Source organism: Streptomyces sp. NBC_00683 (assembly GCF_036226745.1).
GTDB lineage: Bacteria > Actinomycetota > Actinomycetes > Streptomycetales > Streptomycetaceae > Streptomyces.
Genome location: NZ_CP109013.1, coordinates 1,382,161 through 1,395,088, shown reverse-complemented (window position 1 = coordinate 1,395,088; position 12,928 = coordinate 1,382,161). Strand labels below are relative to the sequence as shown.

Annotated in this window: 12 protein-coding genes; 9 read left to right on the top strand and 3 right to left on the bottom strand. The window is 66.9% G+C overall.

Translation table 11 applies throughout. The features are described 5' to 3' along the window. From OG257_RS06210 to OG257_RS06200, 3 genes are all read right to left on the bottom strand, one after another. Nucleotides 1–474: an SCP2 sterol-binding domain-containing protein gene (locus OG257_RS06210; RefSeq protein WP_329205454.1), complete on the bottom strand. Its 474-nt coding sequence runs from the start codon at nt 472–474 to the stop codon at nt 1–3. A gap of 69 nt (nt 475–543) precedes the next feature. Then, nucleotides 544–807: a hypothetical protein gene (locus tag OG257_RS06205; RefSeq protein WP_329205453.1), complete on the bottom strand. Its 264-nt coding sequence runs from the start codon at nt 805–807 to the stop codon at nt 544–546. A gap of 209 nt (nt 808–1,016) precedes the next feature. Beyond that, nucleotides 1,017–2,231, bottom strand: a complete 1,215-nt coding sequence (locus tag OG257_RS06200) for a helix-turn-helix domain-containing protein (protein ID WP_329205451.1) — start codon at nt 2,229–2,231, stop codon at nt 1,017–1,019. A gap of 671 nt (nt 2,232–2,902) precedes the next feature. Between OG257_RS06200 and OG257_RS06195 the strand changes: the two genes are divergently transcribed. From OG257_RS06195 to OG257_RS06155, 9 genes are all read left to right on the top strand, one after another. Next, nucleotides 2,903–3,541 (top strand): hypothetical protein, encoded by a 639-nt coding sequence (locus OG257_RS06195; RefSeq protein ID WP_329205450.1) that lies wholly within the window; start codon nt 2,903–2,905, stop codon nt 3,539–3,541. A gap of 89 nt (nt 3,542–3,630) precedes the next feature. Beyond that, nucleotides 3,631–5,202: a DUF6801 domain-containing protein gene (locus OG257_RS06190; protein WP_329205448.1), complete on the top strand. Its 1,572-nt coding sequence runs from the start codon at nt 3,631–3,633 to the stop codon at nt 5,200–5,202. Nucleotides 5,203–5,285: 83 nt separating this feature from the next. Beyond that, entirely contained in the window at nt 5,286–6,230 is a 945-nt protein-coding gene (locus tag OG257_RS06185; protein ID WP_329205446.1) for a hypothetical protein, read from the top strand. Between the two features lie 711 nt (nt 6,231–6,941). Further along, a complete protein-coding gene (locus OG257_RS06180; protein WP_329205444.1) occupies nt 6,942–7,925 on the top strand; it encodes an ABC transporter ATP-binding protein in 984 nt (327 codons plus the stop codon). Continuing rightward, entirely contained in the window at nt 7,922–8,776 is an 855-nt protein-coding gene (locus OG257_RS06175) for an MlaE family ABC transporter permease (protein ID WP_329205442.1), read from the top strand. The genes OG257_RS06180 and OG257_RS06175 overlap by 4 nt, the downstream gene beginning before the upstream one ends. Before the next feature lie 9 nt (nt 8,777–8,785). Then, nucleotides 8,786–9,583 (top strand): MlaE family ABC transporter permease, encoded by a 798-nt coding sequence (locus OG257_RS06170; RefSeq protein ID WP_329214935.1) that lies wholly within the window; start codon nt 8,786–8,788, stop codon nt 9,581–9,583. Beyond that, on the top strand, nt 9,583–10,887 hold the full coding sequence (locus tag OG257_RS06165) for an MCE family protein (RefSeq protein WP_329205441.1): 1,305 nt from the start codon (nt 9,583–9,585) through the stop codon (nt 10,885–10,887). The genes OG257_RS06170 and OG257_RS06165 overlap by 1 nt, the downstream gene beginning before the upstream one ends. Next, entirely contained in the window at nt 10,884–11,915 is a 1,032-nt protein-coding gene (locus tag OG257_RS06160) for an MCE family protein (protein ID WP_329205439.1), read from the top strand. The genes OG257_RS06165 and OG257_RS06160 overlap by 4 nt, the downstream gene beginning before the upstream one ends. Then, a complete protein-coding gene (locus tag OG257_RS06155; protein ID WP_329205438.1) occupies nt 11,912–12,928 on the top strand; it encodes an MCE family protein in 1,017 nt (338 codons plus the stop codon). Before OG257_RS06160 ends, OG257_RS06155 begins: the two co-directional genes overlap by 4 nt.

Below are 12,928 nucleotides of genomic sequence, written 5' to 3'. Positions count from 1 at the left end.
TCAGGCCTTCGGGATGTCGAAGTAGCGGGTGAGTCCCGAAGCCAGGCCGACATCACCGGCGATCTTCAGCTTGCGCGTCATGAACATCGTCACGGGGTTGGCGTTGCCGGAGACGAGCCTGAGGAACTCCGCATCGCCCAGCACCAGCGTCGTACGGGGCTCACCGTCGGAGCGGCCCCCGCTCACGGTGCACCGGCCGTCGGCTATGGAGGTCTCGTAGACCTCGTCGGTCTCGCCGGTGATCTTCCAGCGGATCAAGGCCTTGAGCTGACCGGCCGCCTCGGGCCGGAACTGCTGCCGCATCCGGCCGAAGACCTCGCTCAGTACACGGGTGCGCAGTTCTCCGTGCATGACCTCGCCGAGCTGCTTGGCGGACAGGCCCTTGACGATCCGCGCGAACTCCTCGGGGGAGACAGCTGCGAAGTCGAGCCCGGCCAGGTCGTCGGTGAGGTTGCCGCTGGTGTTGTCGGGCACGCCAGTTCCTTACTCCGGAGTAAACTTACTTTTGAGTAAGGTAAGGGTGTCGTCGCCTCTTCGCAAGCACTACCAGGCGCCGCCCGGCAGCACCGCGAGCCGGGGGTGATGGGCCGCGAGCACCTTGTTGGCCCGCGCCAGTTCGGACAGCGCCTGCTCACGGTCGGCCTGGTCCTCGATCCCCAGGCGCGGTCCACGGAACCTGCGGACCTCGCGGGCCGCGCAGTCGGCGTCGAACTCCGCCTGAAGGATGTGCGGCGGGATGCAGGAGCCGATCAGTGCGGCGACCCGGTCCGGGATCGGTACGGGGACGAGCAGGTGTGAGGCGGTCATGGGGGTTCCCTCTCGGATGGTTGGCCAGGAGGCGGTGCGCGGCGGCTGCCGGGTGGGCTGCCGACTCCTCCATATGTACGGGACGCAGTTCCGGGTTTCTCGTTGAGAACGTCTCCGTGTCGCAACCGTTTGGGACTGACCGTCTATTTCTCTTTACCCGCAGGTAAGTTGACTCGTACGGAATGCTGTGAGCAGGACTCTTCGCCGTGTCAGGCGATCGTCTCCTCGCCTCGCGAGCGCAACTGGAGTGCCCGCAGCACGGCTTCGGTGGAGAACCTGCTCCTGGGGTCGGTCAACTGCTCGCCGAAGATGGACTCCAGATTACGCATGCGGTAGCGGACCGTCTGGGGGTGGACGTCCAGGAGCTCGCCCATCTGCGCCGCGGTGCCCCGGGTGTCGAGCCAGATCCGCAGGGTCTCCACCAGCCGCTCGCGCCGGGTGGAACTGATCCCGGAGACCGGCGCCAGTTCGCGCCGGGCGAGCTGGTCGAGGAGAGCCGGGTCGGACAGGAGCCACAGGGTGATGAGGTGGTCCTCGCACGGGACGAGGGGTGTGTCGTCGATGACGCCCGAGTCGATGAGCTCGACGACGCGGCGGGCCCACCGGATCGAGTCGGACGCGAAAGCCGTCGGCACGGTCAGCCCGATGACGGCGCGCGCACCGACCAGCGCGCGTTCGAGCATCTGCCGCCGCGTGTCGTCCATCGGCCCCGGCACCAATAAGTGCGGCTGCGGGTCCCCGAGATCGGCCAGTACGTCACGGGCGAGGTCGGCCGGGTCCACGCCGGCGGGCGCGCGTACGGCGATCAGTGTCACCTGCTCGGGCAGCGCCCACCCGGTCTGCTCGCACAGTTCGGAGATGGCGGTACGTGGCACCGGGCGGCCGGCCAGGATCAGGTGCAGGAGCCGGCGGCGCATCGCTTCGCTCTGCTGGTCGGACTGGGCCTGTACTTCCATGTAGCCCTGGCGGGACAACGACTCGAGCTCATCGACGTAGGCGAACAGCGCATCGGCGAAGCTGAGCATCAGGGTCGGGGAGAAGTTGTAGCTCCGGCCCACCTTCTTCGCCCGGCGCAGAGCGATCCGCGCGCCCAGCCGGTAGGCGCCCTGAAGGGTGTCCATGCTGCGGCCCTCGTACGCTTCGAACCGCCCGAATCTTCGGCACATGTCGTCGCGGAGTGTTGTCGAGGAGGAGGGCTCGGCGACCAGGTCGACGAACGAGGACAGACTCTGTTCCACGCCGACCCGGATGGTCTGTCCGTTGGGCCCGTTCAGCAGTCGCGCGTAGTCGGGATAGGCGCGGGTGACCTCCATGCCGATCTCTTTGATCAGACTCGGGAGTTCGGGGCGCATGATCGCGGCGAATTCCTGAGGGAGCGGCCCCAGCGGATCACCGGTGTCCAACGGCTGTATGAGTCTCGGCATGACTGTCCCCTTGCTCTCCGGTGCCCGTGTGGGTGGGGCAATGGGGGAAGCGCTCCCACGGACCGACTGGTGTATACCAACTTCGGCGACGAAGGTAGACCAAGTCAGGCTACGTGCACACCATTTGCGCAAGATCGAAGTGCAGGGGGCACTTACTTTCGCCTCATTGTGGGGCTTCGGTGCAGGTGAGGGCGGCATTGCTCACTTCCGGACAATGTTTTCGGACGCCTGCTCTCCTGGAGACAAGAAAGTAACCCTGGGTAACGGGTGTCTGCGTGTTGCCGGCCGACGGGTGTTGATAACGCGGGAACCGCTCGGCGGTGGGAATGCTTCGCCCCGTGCGCGCCCGGAGCCGCGGCTGCCCGGGTGAAGATCACGGCAGGGACCGGACCCCTGGCGACGAATATTGCGCACCAAGTGACAAGTGGTCCGCCCCGATTAGTGACCTGCGGACGAGGAAAAAGAATGCCCGGAGTCAATTTCGACGCCGGGATTGTGCTCCAAGTTTCCCGCAAGTAACGTCACGCCCTGTCACAGAATCCATGTGGCTGAATCAACTGCACGGCCCCCACGCAACTCGGTTCACTGCCGCGCTTCCTACGCCTATGCAGGACCAGTCGCGCGAATCCCCGCAACAGTGCACTCGCATTGTCGAATCGGAGGAACTAACTGTGCGTAACACCCTCAAGAAGCTTGCCGTCACCACCGGTGTCGCTTCCGCCGCCCTCGCGCTCAGCGCGACTCAGGTCATGGCCTTCCCCGCGACCACGTGGACGGTCTCGCCCAACCCCGCCTCGTTCACGGCCTCGTCGACCAGCGTGGTCCTCTCGGTGAACAGCATTCCGATGACGTGTACGACGGCCACCGCGAGCGGCGTCGCGTCCAGCGCGACGGGCAACCCGGCCAACATCGCCAGCATCAACGCGGCGGTGTTCGGGAACCCGCCGACCGCCCCCTGCACGAGCGGCCTCGGCCCCGTCACCCCGGTCACCACGATGCCGTGGGCGATCTGGGCCGAGGACTACGACACCGCCACGGGCACGACCGTCGGCTACATCAGCAACATCAAGGCGAAGCTCAAGGTCCTCACCTGCGAGTTCACCGTGGAGGGCTCGGTCTACGCCTCCTACGTCAACAGCACCAAGAAGCTCAAGGCCACGAGCACCAAGATCATCTCGACCCAGCCGACGCGTCAGCTGAAGGTGACCACCGCGACCGCGCCCTGTGCCGGTCTCGTCGCCGTCGGGATGATCCCGACGTTCAACGCCACCTATTCGGTGAACGGCATCACCAGCATCATCGGCACCTGAGGTCAGTCCGGCATCCCTGATGCCGGCCGGTCGCACGGCGGGGGCCCCCGCCGTGCGACCGCACCATCGAGGGAAGGGATCCATGAAGGATGACGACGCGCGGCACATCGAGGCGGGGTCGCGGGCGTGCGGCCGCACGGGGCGGAGCCGTTCTGGCCGGGGTCCTGATGGCGGGAATGATCCCGGGTGCACAGGCCTCCGCGGGTAACCGCGAAATCGATGTCGAGCTGGCCTATGCCTGTGCCTTTCCCTCAGGAGAGAGGGAGATCGAGGCGCGGGTATCGGCGGTCGTCCCCGAGAAGGGCCAGGCCGGCGAAGCCGTGCAGGTGAGTGAGGTGAACACGGAGCTGGCCCTCCCCGCCGACGCCGTGGCGGATCTGGTGAAGGACCCGGGCACAACGGACTCACCGGCCCCGGCCGGACCCACCGCCGGGGCCGGATCCACCACCGTACCCGGAGCCGGATCGAAGGGCGTCGTGGCGGAGACACGTCTGTCGGTCGACGTGGCGCAGGAAGGACACTCCGCCGAGGCCGTGTGGATCGGCAACACCCAGGGTCCGTCGGCCGTCCCGGGCACGGGGGATATCACGTTGGCCGCCTCCGGCGCGGTCCCCTCGGTGACAGCCGCCGCCGGCGGCGGTCTGACCTTCACCGCCGGGCAGTTGGCGGTGAAGCTCACTCCGGTCAGTGACGACGGAGCCCCGACCAGGTCCTCGCCTCTGGACCTGACCTGCACGCCGGTGGCCGACCAGGATCTGCTGCTGGCGAGCGTGAACATCGGCGGCGCCGAGGAGACCGCGCCCTGGCCGTCCGAGACGGGTGAGGGGCAGGGTGAGGACGGGGGCGAACGTGACCTGGCGGCGCCGAGAGTAGGGGCCCGGGACGCCGCACCCGCCGCCGAGGCGCCGGAGTGCCTCGGCGATCCGGAGAACGAGTCCCACCTGGTCGCCTACATCACGGGATACGCGAACGTCACCAAGCTCAAGGGCGCGGCGAAGTTTCCGGTGGCCTGCGCGAAGATCCTGCAGGGGCCACAGGGCATCGTGCCACCCGAGGAATCCCCGGACGGACTGGCGCATCTGATCCAGGACTCCACCGCCATGGTCGACTACCTCGGCCGACCGCAGCTGCCACCCGCCACCACGACCTTTCTGACCTTCGGCTTCATGCCCACCACGGCCACGATGGAAATGACCCAACTGCCGTTGGAGAAGGACGCCGACGGTCTGCCGATCTACAACGTGCATTCGGATCTGACCCTCAACGGCCTCGACACCTTCGGGTCCACCGTCATCACCATGGACTTCTCGCTTCGTCTCCGTGACGTCAAGGTCAATGGAGCGGCGCTGGAAGTCGGCCCCAACTGCCGTACCAGTAAGCCCTTCCGGCTGACCCTGTTGGGGAAGGTGTTCTTCAAGGACTTCATATTCACCGGGTACACCCTCACCGGAGGGGGACCGCTCACCTCGTCGGTCACTGTGCCACCGTTCTCCGGCTGCGGTGTCGGGGAGGACCTTGACGATCTCTTCACCGCCTCCATTTCCGGGAAGTCCGGATACGTGAAGCAGATTCAGGGCCCGCCCTGCGCAGCAATGGTGAACGACGAGACCCTGTGCACTGCGGACCGGCAGCCCCTGAACGTTCCCGTGGCGGAACGCTGACAACCCTTCTGCCGCACAGCACTCCATCCGGCCATGTGCCGATTCAAGCAACTCCGCATATTCGACCATGAATTGAGGAAGCAATGAGATCTGTCCCGAAGAGATGGCGTGCCGGGCTTGCCGTCACCGCGATGGCGGTCGCCCTTCCGCTGAGCACCACACCCGCCTCGGCCGCGTCAGCCTCGGCAAGTCTCAACGGGGACTGGGCCCCCTTCTCCCGCTGTCCGGTCGACGCCCCGGCCATGCTCGCGGCCGACGGACAGGACCTGGTCGCCTCCTGTGTGTCCTCCTACTCGCCCGGTGGTTCCATAAAGCTCGGCAACACCGAGGCCACCACCGGGTTCAACGACATGCAGTTCGGGGTCGTCCAGGACACGACGGCGGGGACCTTCAAAGTCGTCCCGCCGGCGGGCGGCGCCCTGGTGGGCGCACCGACGGAGATCCCCGGTGGACTGCTCGGGCTGATGTGCGACGACACCCCCGTGATCTCGGTCATCTGCAACCAGATCACGAACGCGAGCCTGAACAAGATCACGGCAACGGTGGAGTCGGCCGGCACGCCCACGGAGTTCAACCTCATGGGGGGTCTCACCACCGGCGTGCCGATCGTGAAGCTGCCGATCCGGATCCACCTGGAGAACCCGCTTCTCGGCTCCAACTGCTACATCGGATCGGCTTCCGACCCGGTCGTCCTGCGTCCGCAGAACACCACCGCCCCGGCCGTCGCCGTGCAGCGGTTCGACGGGAACGGCACGCGCAACGACGAGGGGGACATGCTCCGGTTCGCCCTCACCGAGAACCAGCAGGGTGACAGTGCCTTCGCCGTGCCGAAGGCGACCGGCTGCGGCCTCCTGGGGAGTCTGAGCTGGGCCGTGAACCTGAAGACCGGCCTGCCGTCGTCCGCGGGGAACAACAGCCTCGTGCTGAACAACGCGTCGACCTACAACGCCGCTCTCACCGCCCCCGGCCTCTTCCTGCCCGATGCGGGCAAGGTGCTCGCGCAGAACTGGCACTCAGCGGTCAAGTAGTCCGCCGAAGGCCCGATCTGCGGCACACTCCGTTCGTCAGTTCTCGTGTGGTTGTCGCACGGTGCTTTTCCAGGCCCGCTCCGGCCGGATCATTCCTGATCGGGGCGGGCTTCGGCATGTCAGGAGTGCCGTGGTCCAGTCCGGCGACGCCTCAGGAAGGCCTCACTTTTCGACAGGTTTGGCAGGCCGGTTACTCAGTCGCGAACAAGAAAATCGGGATGCGCAATCGGAGCGCAGAAACTTTATGAACCACTATTGCGCAGTCAGGTTACCGGCCCGTAGCGTCCCCGTTGAGCAGCTCGGAAACAGCTCCGTACCTGCTTGTTCGGCCCATGTGGAGTCCTGGTCGAGCCCCCCTTGGCCGAGATTCCCCATCGGGACTGTTCCAAGCCGCAAACCCTCCACTCCGGGGCGGAACATCCCGCAGTCGGGGCACCGTGGCCCGGCCCCCCGGGCCACGGTGCCCCGACCCGCACACCTGAGACCTTGCGCAGATTTCGACAAAAGCACGGAGGGACTTTGTCACTCGGTGACAAGTGATCCACACCCAGTACCCGATTCGCTGATTTCCGCTGCTCAACGGCTTGTCCTGGCGGTTTCGGCGGACATAACGTGCGCCTCCTGGTGCATGCGTGACGAGCCGCCATTGGATTTCTCAGAGCCGGAGCGATGACAGATGACTTCGTTCACCGACATGTCGAAGGAGGGCCGATGGGAATCGAAGTAGTCGTCGAGGGCCTGACGAAATCCTTCGGTAAGCAGAACATCTGGCAGGACGTCACCCTCACGCTGCCGGCCGGTGAAGTGAGCGTGATGCTCGGTCCGTCCGGAACGGGAAAGACCGTTTTCCTCAAATCCATCATCGGTCTGCTGAAGCCGGAACAGGGCCGCGTCCTCATCAACGGCGTCGACATGGTCAACAGCCCCGAGCGGGAGATCATGGAGACCCGGAAACTCTTCGGCCTCATGTTCCAGGACGGCGCTCTCTTCGGGTCCATGTCGCTCTTCGACAACATCGCATTCCCGTTGCGCGAACACACACGCAAGAAGGAATCCGAAATCCGCCGCATCGTCATGGAGCGGATCGACATCGTCGGACTGCTCGGTGCGGAGGAGAAGCTCCCCGGCGAGATATCCGGTGGCATGCGCAAGCGTGCGGGCCTCGCCCGGGCCCTCGTCCTGGACCCGCAGATCATCCTCTGCGACGAACCGGACTCCGGACTCGACCCGGTCCGCACCGCGTTCCTGTCCCAGCTGCTCATCGATCTCAACGCGCAGATCGACGCCACGATGCTGATCGTCACCCACAACCTCGACATCGCGGCCACCGTGCCCGACAACATGGGCATGCTGTTCTGCCGCAACCTCGTCACCTTCGGTCCGCGCGAGGTCCTGCTGACCAGTGACACGCCCGTCGTCTCCCAGTTCCTCTCCGGACGCCGCGAAGGACCCATCGGCATGTCGGAGGAGAAGGACGCGGCCACCCTCGCCGCGGAACAGGTGAACGGCCACGACTACGCACCGGTGCCGCGCACCGTCGTTCCGCAGCTGGAGCCCTCACCCGGAATGCCCGTACGGCAGGGCGCGCTGCGCCGCCGGGAGCGGGTCATCTCCATGATGGGCCAGCTGCCGGAGGCGGCCCGTACGGCCATCATGAACAGCTACACGCCGACCCTGGGCGGTGGGCGCCTGTGACGGCCCCGCTGCCCGTGCGGCCGCCCGAACCGCCCACGACGACACCGGCACCCGAGGACAGTGCGCCGCGGCAGCGGCAGCCTGCACGGCTGCTCGCACCGCTGCGCGAGACCGGGAAGCTGTTCGCGCTCGCTGCCGCGGTATCCCGCGCGATCTTCCGCCGGCCCTTCCAGGTGCGGGAGTTCATCGAACAGTTCTGGTTCGTCGCCAGCGTCACGATCCTGCCCGCCGCACTCGTCTCCATCCCGTTCGGCGCCGTCATAGCCCTCCAGGTCGGCTCGCTCACCGAGCAGCTCGGCGCACAGTCCTTCACCGGCGGTGCCAGCGTCCTCGCCGTCATCCAGCAGGCCAGCCCGCTCATCGTGGCGCTGCTCATCTCCGGAGCCGCCGGCTCGGCCATCTGCGCCGACCTCGGATCGCGGAAGATCCGCGAGGAGCTCGACGCGATGGAGGTGATGGGCGTCTCGCCCATCCAGCGGCTCGTCGTCCCGCGGGTCCTCGCCACCATGTTCGTCGCCGTGCTGCTCAACGGACTGGTCTCCGTGGTGGGCACACTCGGCGGCTACTTCTTCAACGTGATCATGCAGGACGGCACACCGGGCGCCTACCTGGCCAGCTTCTCCGCCCTCGCGCAGCTGCCCGACCTGTACATCGGTGAACTCAAGGCGCTGATCTTCGGCTTCATCGCCGGCATCGTCGCCGCCTACCGCGGGCTGAACCCGCGCGGCGGCCCGAAGGGCGTGGGCGACGCGGTCAACCAGTCCGTCGTCATCACCTTCATGCTCCTGTTCTTCGTGAACATGGTCCTCACGGCGATCTACCTCCAGATCGTCCCCCCGAAGGGGGGCTGACCGGTGTCGATGCTCAGCTGGCTCGATCGGTCGGGTGACCAGCTCACCTTCTACGTACGGGCCCTCATCTGGATCCCCAGGACCCTGCGCCGCTATCTCAAGGAGGTCCAGCGGCTCCTCGCCGAGGTCGCCTTCGGCAGCGGCGGCCTGGGCGTCATCGGCGGCACCATCGGTGTGATGATCGCGATGACCCTCGCCACCGGTTCGGTCGTCGGCCTCCAGGGCTACGCGGCCCTCGACCAGATCGGCACCTCCGCGTTCACCGGCTTCATCTCCGCGTACTTCAACACCCGTGAGATCGCCCCGCTCGTGGCCGGGCTGGCCCTCTCCGCGACCGTTGGCGCGGGCTTCACCGCCCAGCTGGGCGCGATGCGGATCAACGAGGAGGTCGACGCGCTCGAAGCGATGGGTGTGCGGTCCATGCCCTACCTCGTCACCACCCGGATCATCGCCGGCGTCGTCGCGATCATCCCCCTGTACGCGATCGGGCTGCTCTCCTCCTACCTCGCCTCCCGCTACATCACGGTCCTGTTCAACGGTCAGTCCGCGGGCACCTACGACCACTACTTCAATCTCTTCCTCTCCCCGGACGACGTGCTCCTGTCGGTGCTCAAGGTGCTGATCTTCAGCGTGCTGGTGATCCTTGCCCACTGCTACTACGGCTTCCACGCCACCGGCGGCCCCGCCGGAGTCGGCGTGGCCGTGGGCCGGTCGGTGCGCAACGCCATCGTGCTCATCAGCGTCACCGACTTCTTCCTCTCGCTCGCCATCTGGGGCGCGACGACAACGGTGAAGGTGGCCGGCTGATGCCCTCGTCCAAGGCGCAGACGGTGCGCCGCAGAATCGCCGGTGTGGCCTTCGTACTCGTGCCCGCCGTGCTCGTGTGGGTGTCGGTCTCGGTGTACGAGAAGGACTTCAGCGACGACGCCACCGTGACCGTACGCACCGGGAGCGTCGGCAACGAGATGCACGACAACGCCGACGTGAAGCTGCGCGGTGTCGTCATCGGACAGGTGCGGGACATCGCGGCCGACGGCGACGGGGCGCGCCTGACCCTCGCCATCCAGCCCGACAGGCTCGGGCAGATACCGGCCGACGTCACCGCCCAGATGCTGCCGACCACCCTCTTCGGGGAGCGGTTCGTCGCTCTCGTACCGCCGCCCGTTCCGTCCGCACGGACCCTGCGAGCGGGTTCCGTGATCCCGCAGGACCGCTCCAGCAACGCCATCGAGCTGGAGGAAGTCCTCGACAACGTCCTGCCGATGCTGACCGCGGTCAAACCGGAGAAGCTCGCCGCCACACTCAACGCCGTCTCCCAGGCACTGGAGGGACGCGGCGACAAACTCGGCGACACGCTGGTCACGCTCGACGCCCATCTCAAGGAGTTCAACCCCCAGCTGCCCACGCTCAACGCGGACATCAAGGAGCTCGTCAAGGTGAGCGCCCTCTACGCGGATGCCGCCCCCGACGTCCTGGACGCGCTCACCGACTTCACGACGACCAGCGGCACCATCGCCGAACAGCAGGCGGAACTCGCCGATCTGTACGGCTCCACCACCGCGTCCGCCCAGGACGTCACGTCGTTCCTGCGGCGGAACAAGGACAACCTCATCCGGCTCTCCGCCGCCGGCCGCCCGACGCTGGAACTCCTCGCCGAGTACTCGGACGCGTTCCCCTGCACCCTGCGCACGATGGCGGGATTCGTCCCCGCCATGGACAAGGCGCTGGGCAAGGGCACCGGTCAGCCCGGCCTCCACGTCACCCTCAAGGCCGTGAAGTCGAAGGGGAAGTACGTGGCAGGCAAGGACACCCCGGTCTACAGCGCGACCGGCGGCCCGCACTGCTACTCGGTTCCCTACGTGGGCAGGACGGTCCCGACCGCCGACGCCCGCGCCGCCGCCGACACGGACACCGGCCCGGCAGCAGGGGAGGAAGCCACCGCGCCCGCCGCCAACGACAGCGCGCTGGGCATTCCCAACTCCCCCCAGGAGAGCCGGCTCGTCAACGAACTCATCGCCCCCTCACTGAAAGTGCAGCCGCAGTCCCTGCCCGACTGGAGCAGCGTGCTCATCGGTCCGGCCTTCCGCGGTGCGGAGGTGAAGCTCAAGTGAAGCGCCGCTCCCTCGCGGGACCGCTCGCGAAATCCATCGTCTTCGTCGTGGTGACCGTCCTGGCCACCACCGTCCTGGCCCTCTCCATCGCCAACACGGGGGTCGGAGACACGACGACGTACCGGGCGAGGTTCACGGACGCCACCGGGCTGGTCGTCGGTGACAGCGTCAGGATCGCCGGAGTCAAGGTCGGACAGGTCGAATCGATCGAGGTGGCCGACAAGCGGCTGGCCGAAGTCGCCTTCGCCGTCCGCAAGGGCCGCAAGCTGCCCGCCTCCGTGACCGCGTCGATCAAGTACCTGAACATGGTCGGCCAGCGCTACATCGACCTGGACCAGGGCGCAGGACCCGTCGGCAGGAGCTTCGCCGCCGGGGCGACCATCCCGCTCTCCCGAACGACCCCGGCGCTCGACCTCACCCAGCTCTTCAACGGATTCCAGCCGCTCTTCGAAGGGCTGTCCCCACCGGACGTCAACCAGCTGGCGGGCTCCATCGTCCAGGTGCTCCAGGGCGAGGGCGGCACCGTCGACAGCATCCTCTCCCACGTCGGTTCGCTGACGGGCACCGTCGCGGCCAAGGACAAGGTGATCGGCGAGGTGATCAAGAACCTCAACACGGTCCTGAAGACCGTCAACGACCGTGAGGCGGGCTTCAACGACCTCGTCGTCACCCTCCAGAAGCTCGTCACCGGGTTCTCCGGCGACCGCAAGCCGCTCGGCGAAGCGGTCACGGCCATGGGCGCGCTCACGACCGTCACCGCCGGCCTCCTCGAGGACGGACGCAAGCCGCTCAAGGAGGACATCAAGCAACTGGGACGTCTCACAGGCCAGTTGGAGAAGGGGCAGCCGCAGATCGAGAGCTTCCTCGCGAAGACCCCGGCCAAGATGGAGGCGATCACCCGTCTCACCTCGTACGGATCGTGGCTCAACCTCTACCTGTGCGAGGCCAAGGTCTCCGGAGTGAGCACCGAGGACGGCAGCGCCCCGCCCACCGGCATCGCGATCACCCAACCGAGGTGCCTGGCATGAGAATCAAGCCCGTACGGGAACGCAACCCCGTGGCCGTCAGCATCGTCGGACTCCTCGTCCTGTCCCTCCTGGGCCTGGCCGCCTACCGCGCCGACGCGCTGCCCTTCATCGGCGGCGGAACCACCTACAGCGCCGACTTCACCGAGTCGGCCGGACTCGACAGCGGCGACGAGGTGCGGATCGCCGGCGTCAAGGTCGGAGAGGTCACCGGCGTCTCGCTCGACGGCGCCAAGGTGAAGGTCGACTTCAAGGTGAAGGACGCCTGGATCGGCAACTCCTCCACCGTCGGGATCGCCCTCAAGACCCTCCTCGGGGAGAAGTACCTCGCCGTCGACCCGCTCGGCAACGCCCCGCAGGACCCCGGCTCCCGCATCACCGCGAGCCGCACCACCTCCCCGTACGACGTCACCCAGGCGTTCAACGGACTCGGCGAGACCATCGGGGAGATCGACACCGCCCAGCTCGCCCAGAGCTTCGAGACGATCTCCGAGACCTTCAAGGACTCCCCGCCCGACGTACGCAGCGCGGCGAACGGGCTCTCCGCACTCTCCAGGACCGTCTCCGAACGCGACGCCCAGCTCGCCACCCTGCTCAAGGGCAGCAAGCAGCTCACCAAGACGCTCGCCGACAAGAAGAGCAGCTTCGAAACCCTGCTGGAGGACGGCAACCTGCTCCTCGGCGAGATCCAGGCCCGCCGGGACTCCATCCATCTGCTGCTCACCGGAACCCGGAACCTCGGCACCCAGCTCACCGGGCTTGTCACCGACAACAACAAGCAGCTGAAACCCACCCTGGACTCGCTCGGCCGGGTCACCGCCGTCCTGGTGAAGAACCGCAAGAGCCTCGACAAGGTGCTCTCGATGGCCGGCTCCTACAACCGGCTCGTCGGCAACACACTCGGCAACGGCCGCTGGTTCGACAACTACGTGTGCGGAGTCGTCCCGAAGGACTACCTGCCCGCCGCCACCCCTCCCGAGGACGACTGCATGCCGCCGAAGCAAGGGGGCCGCTGA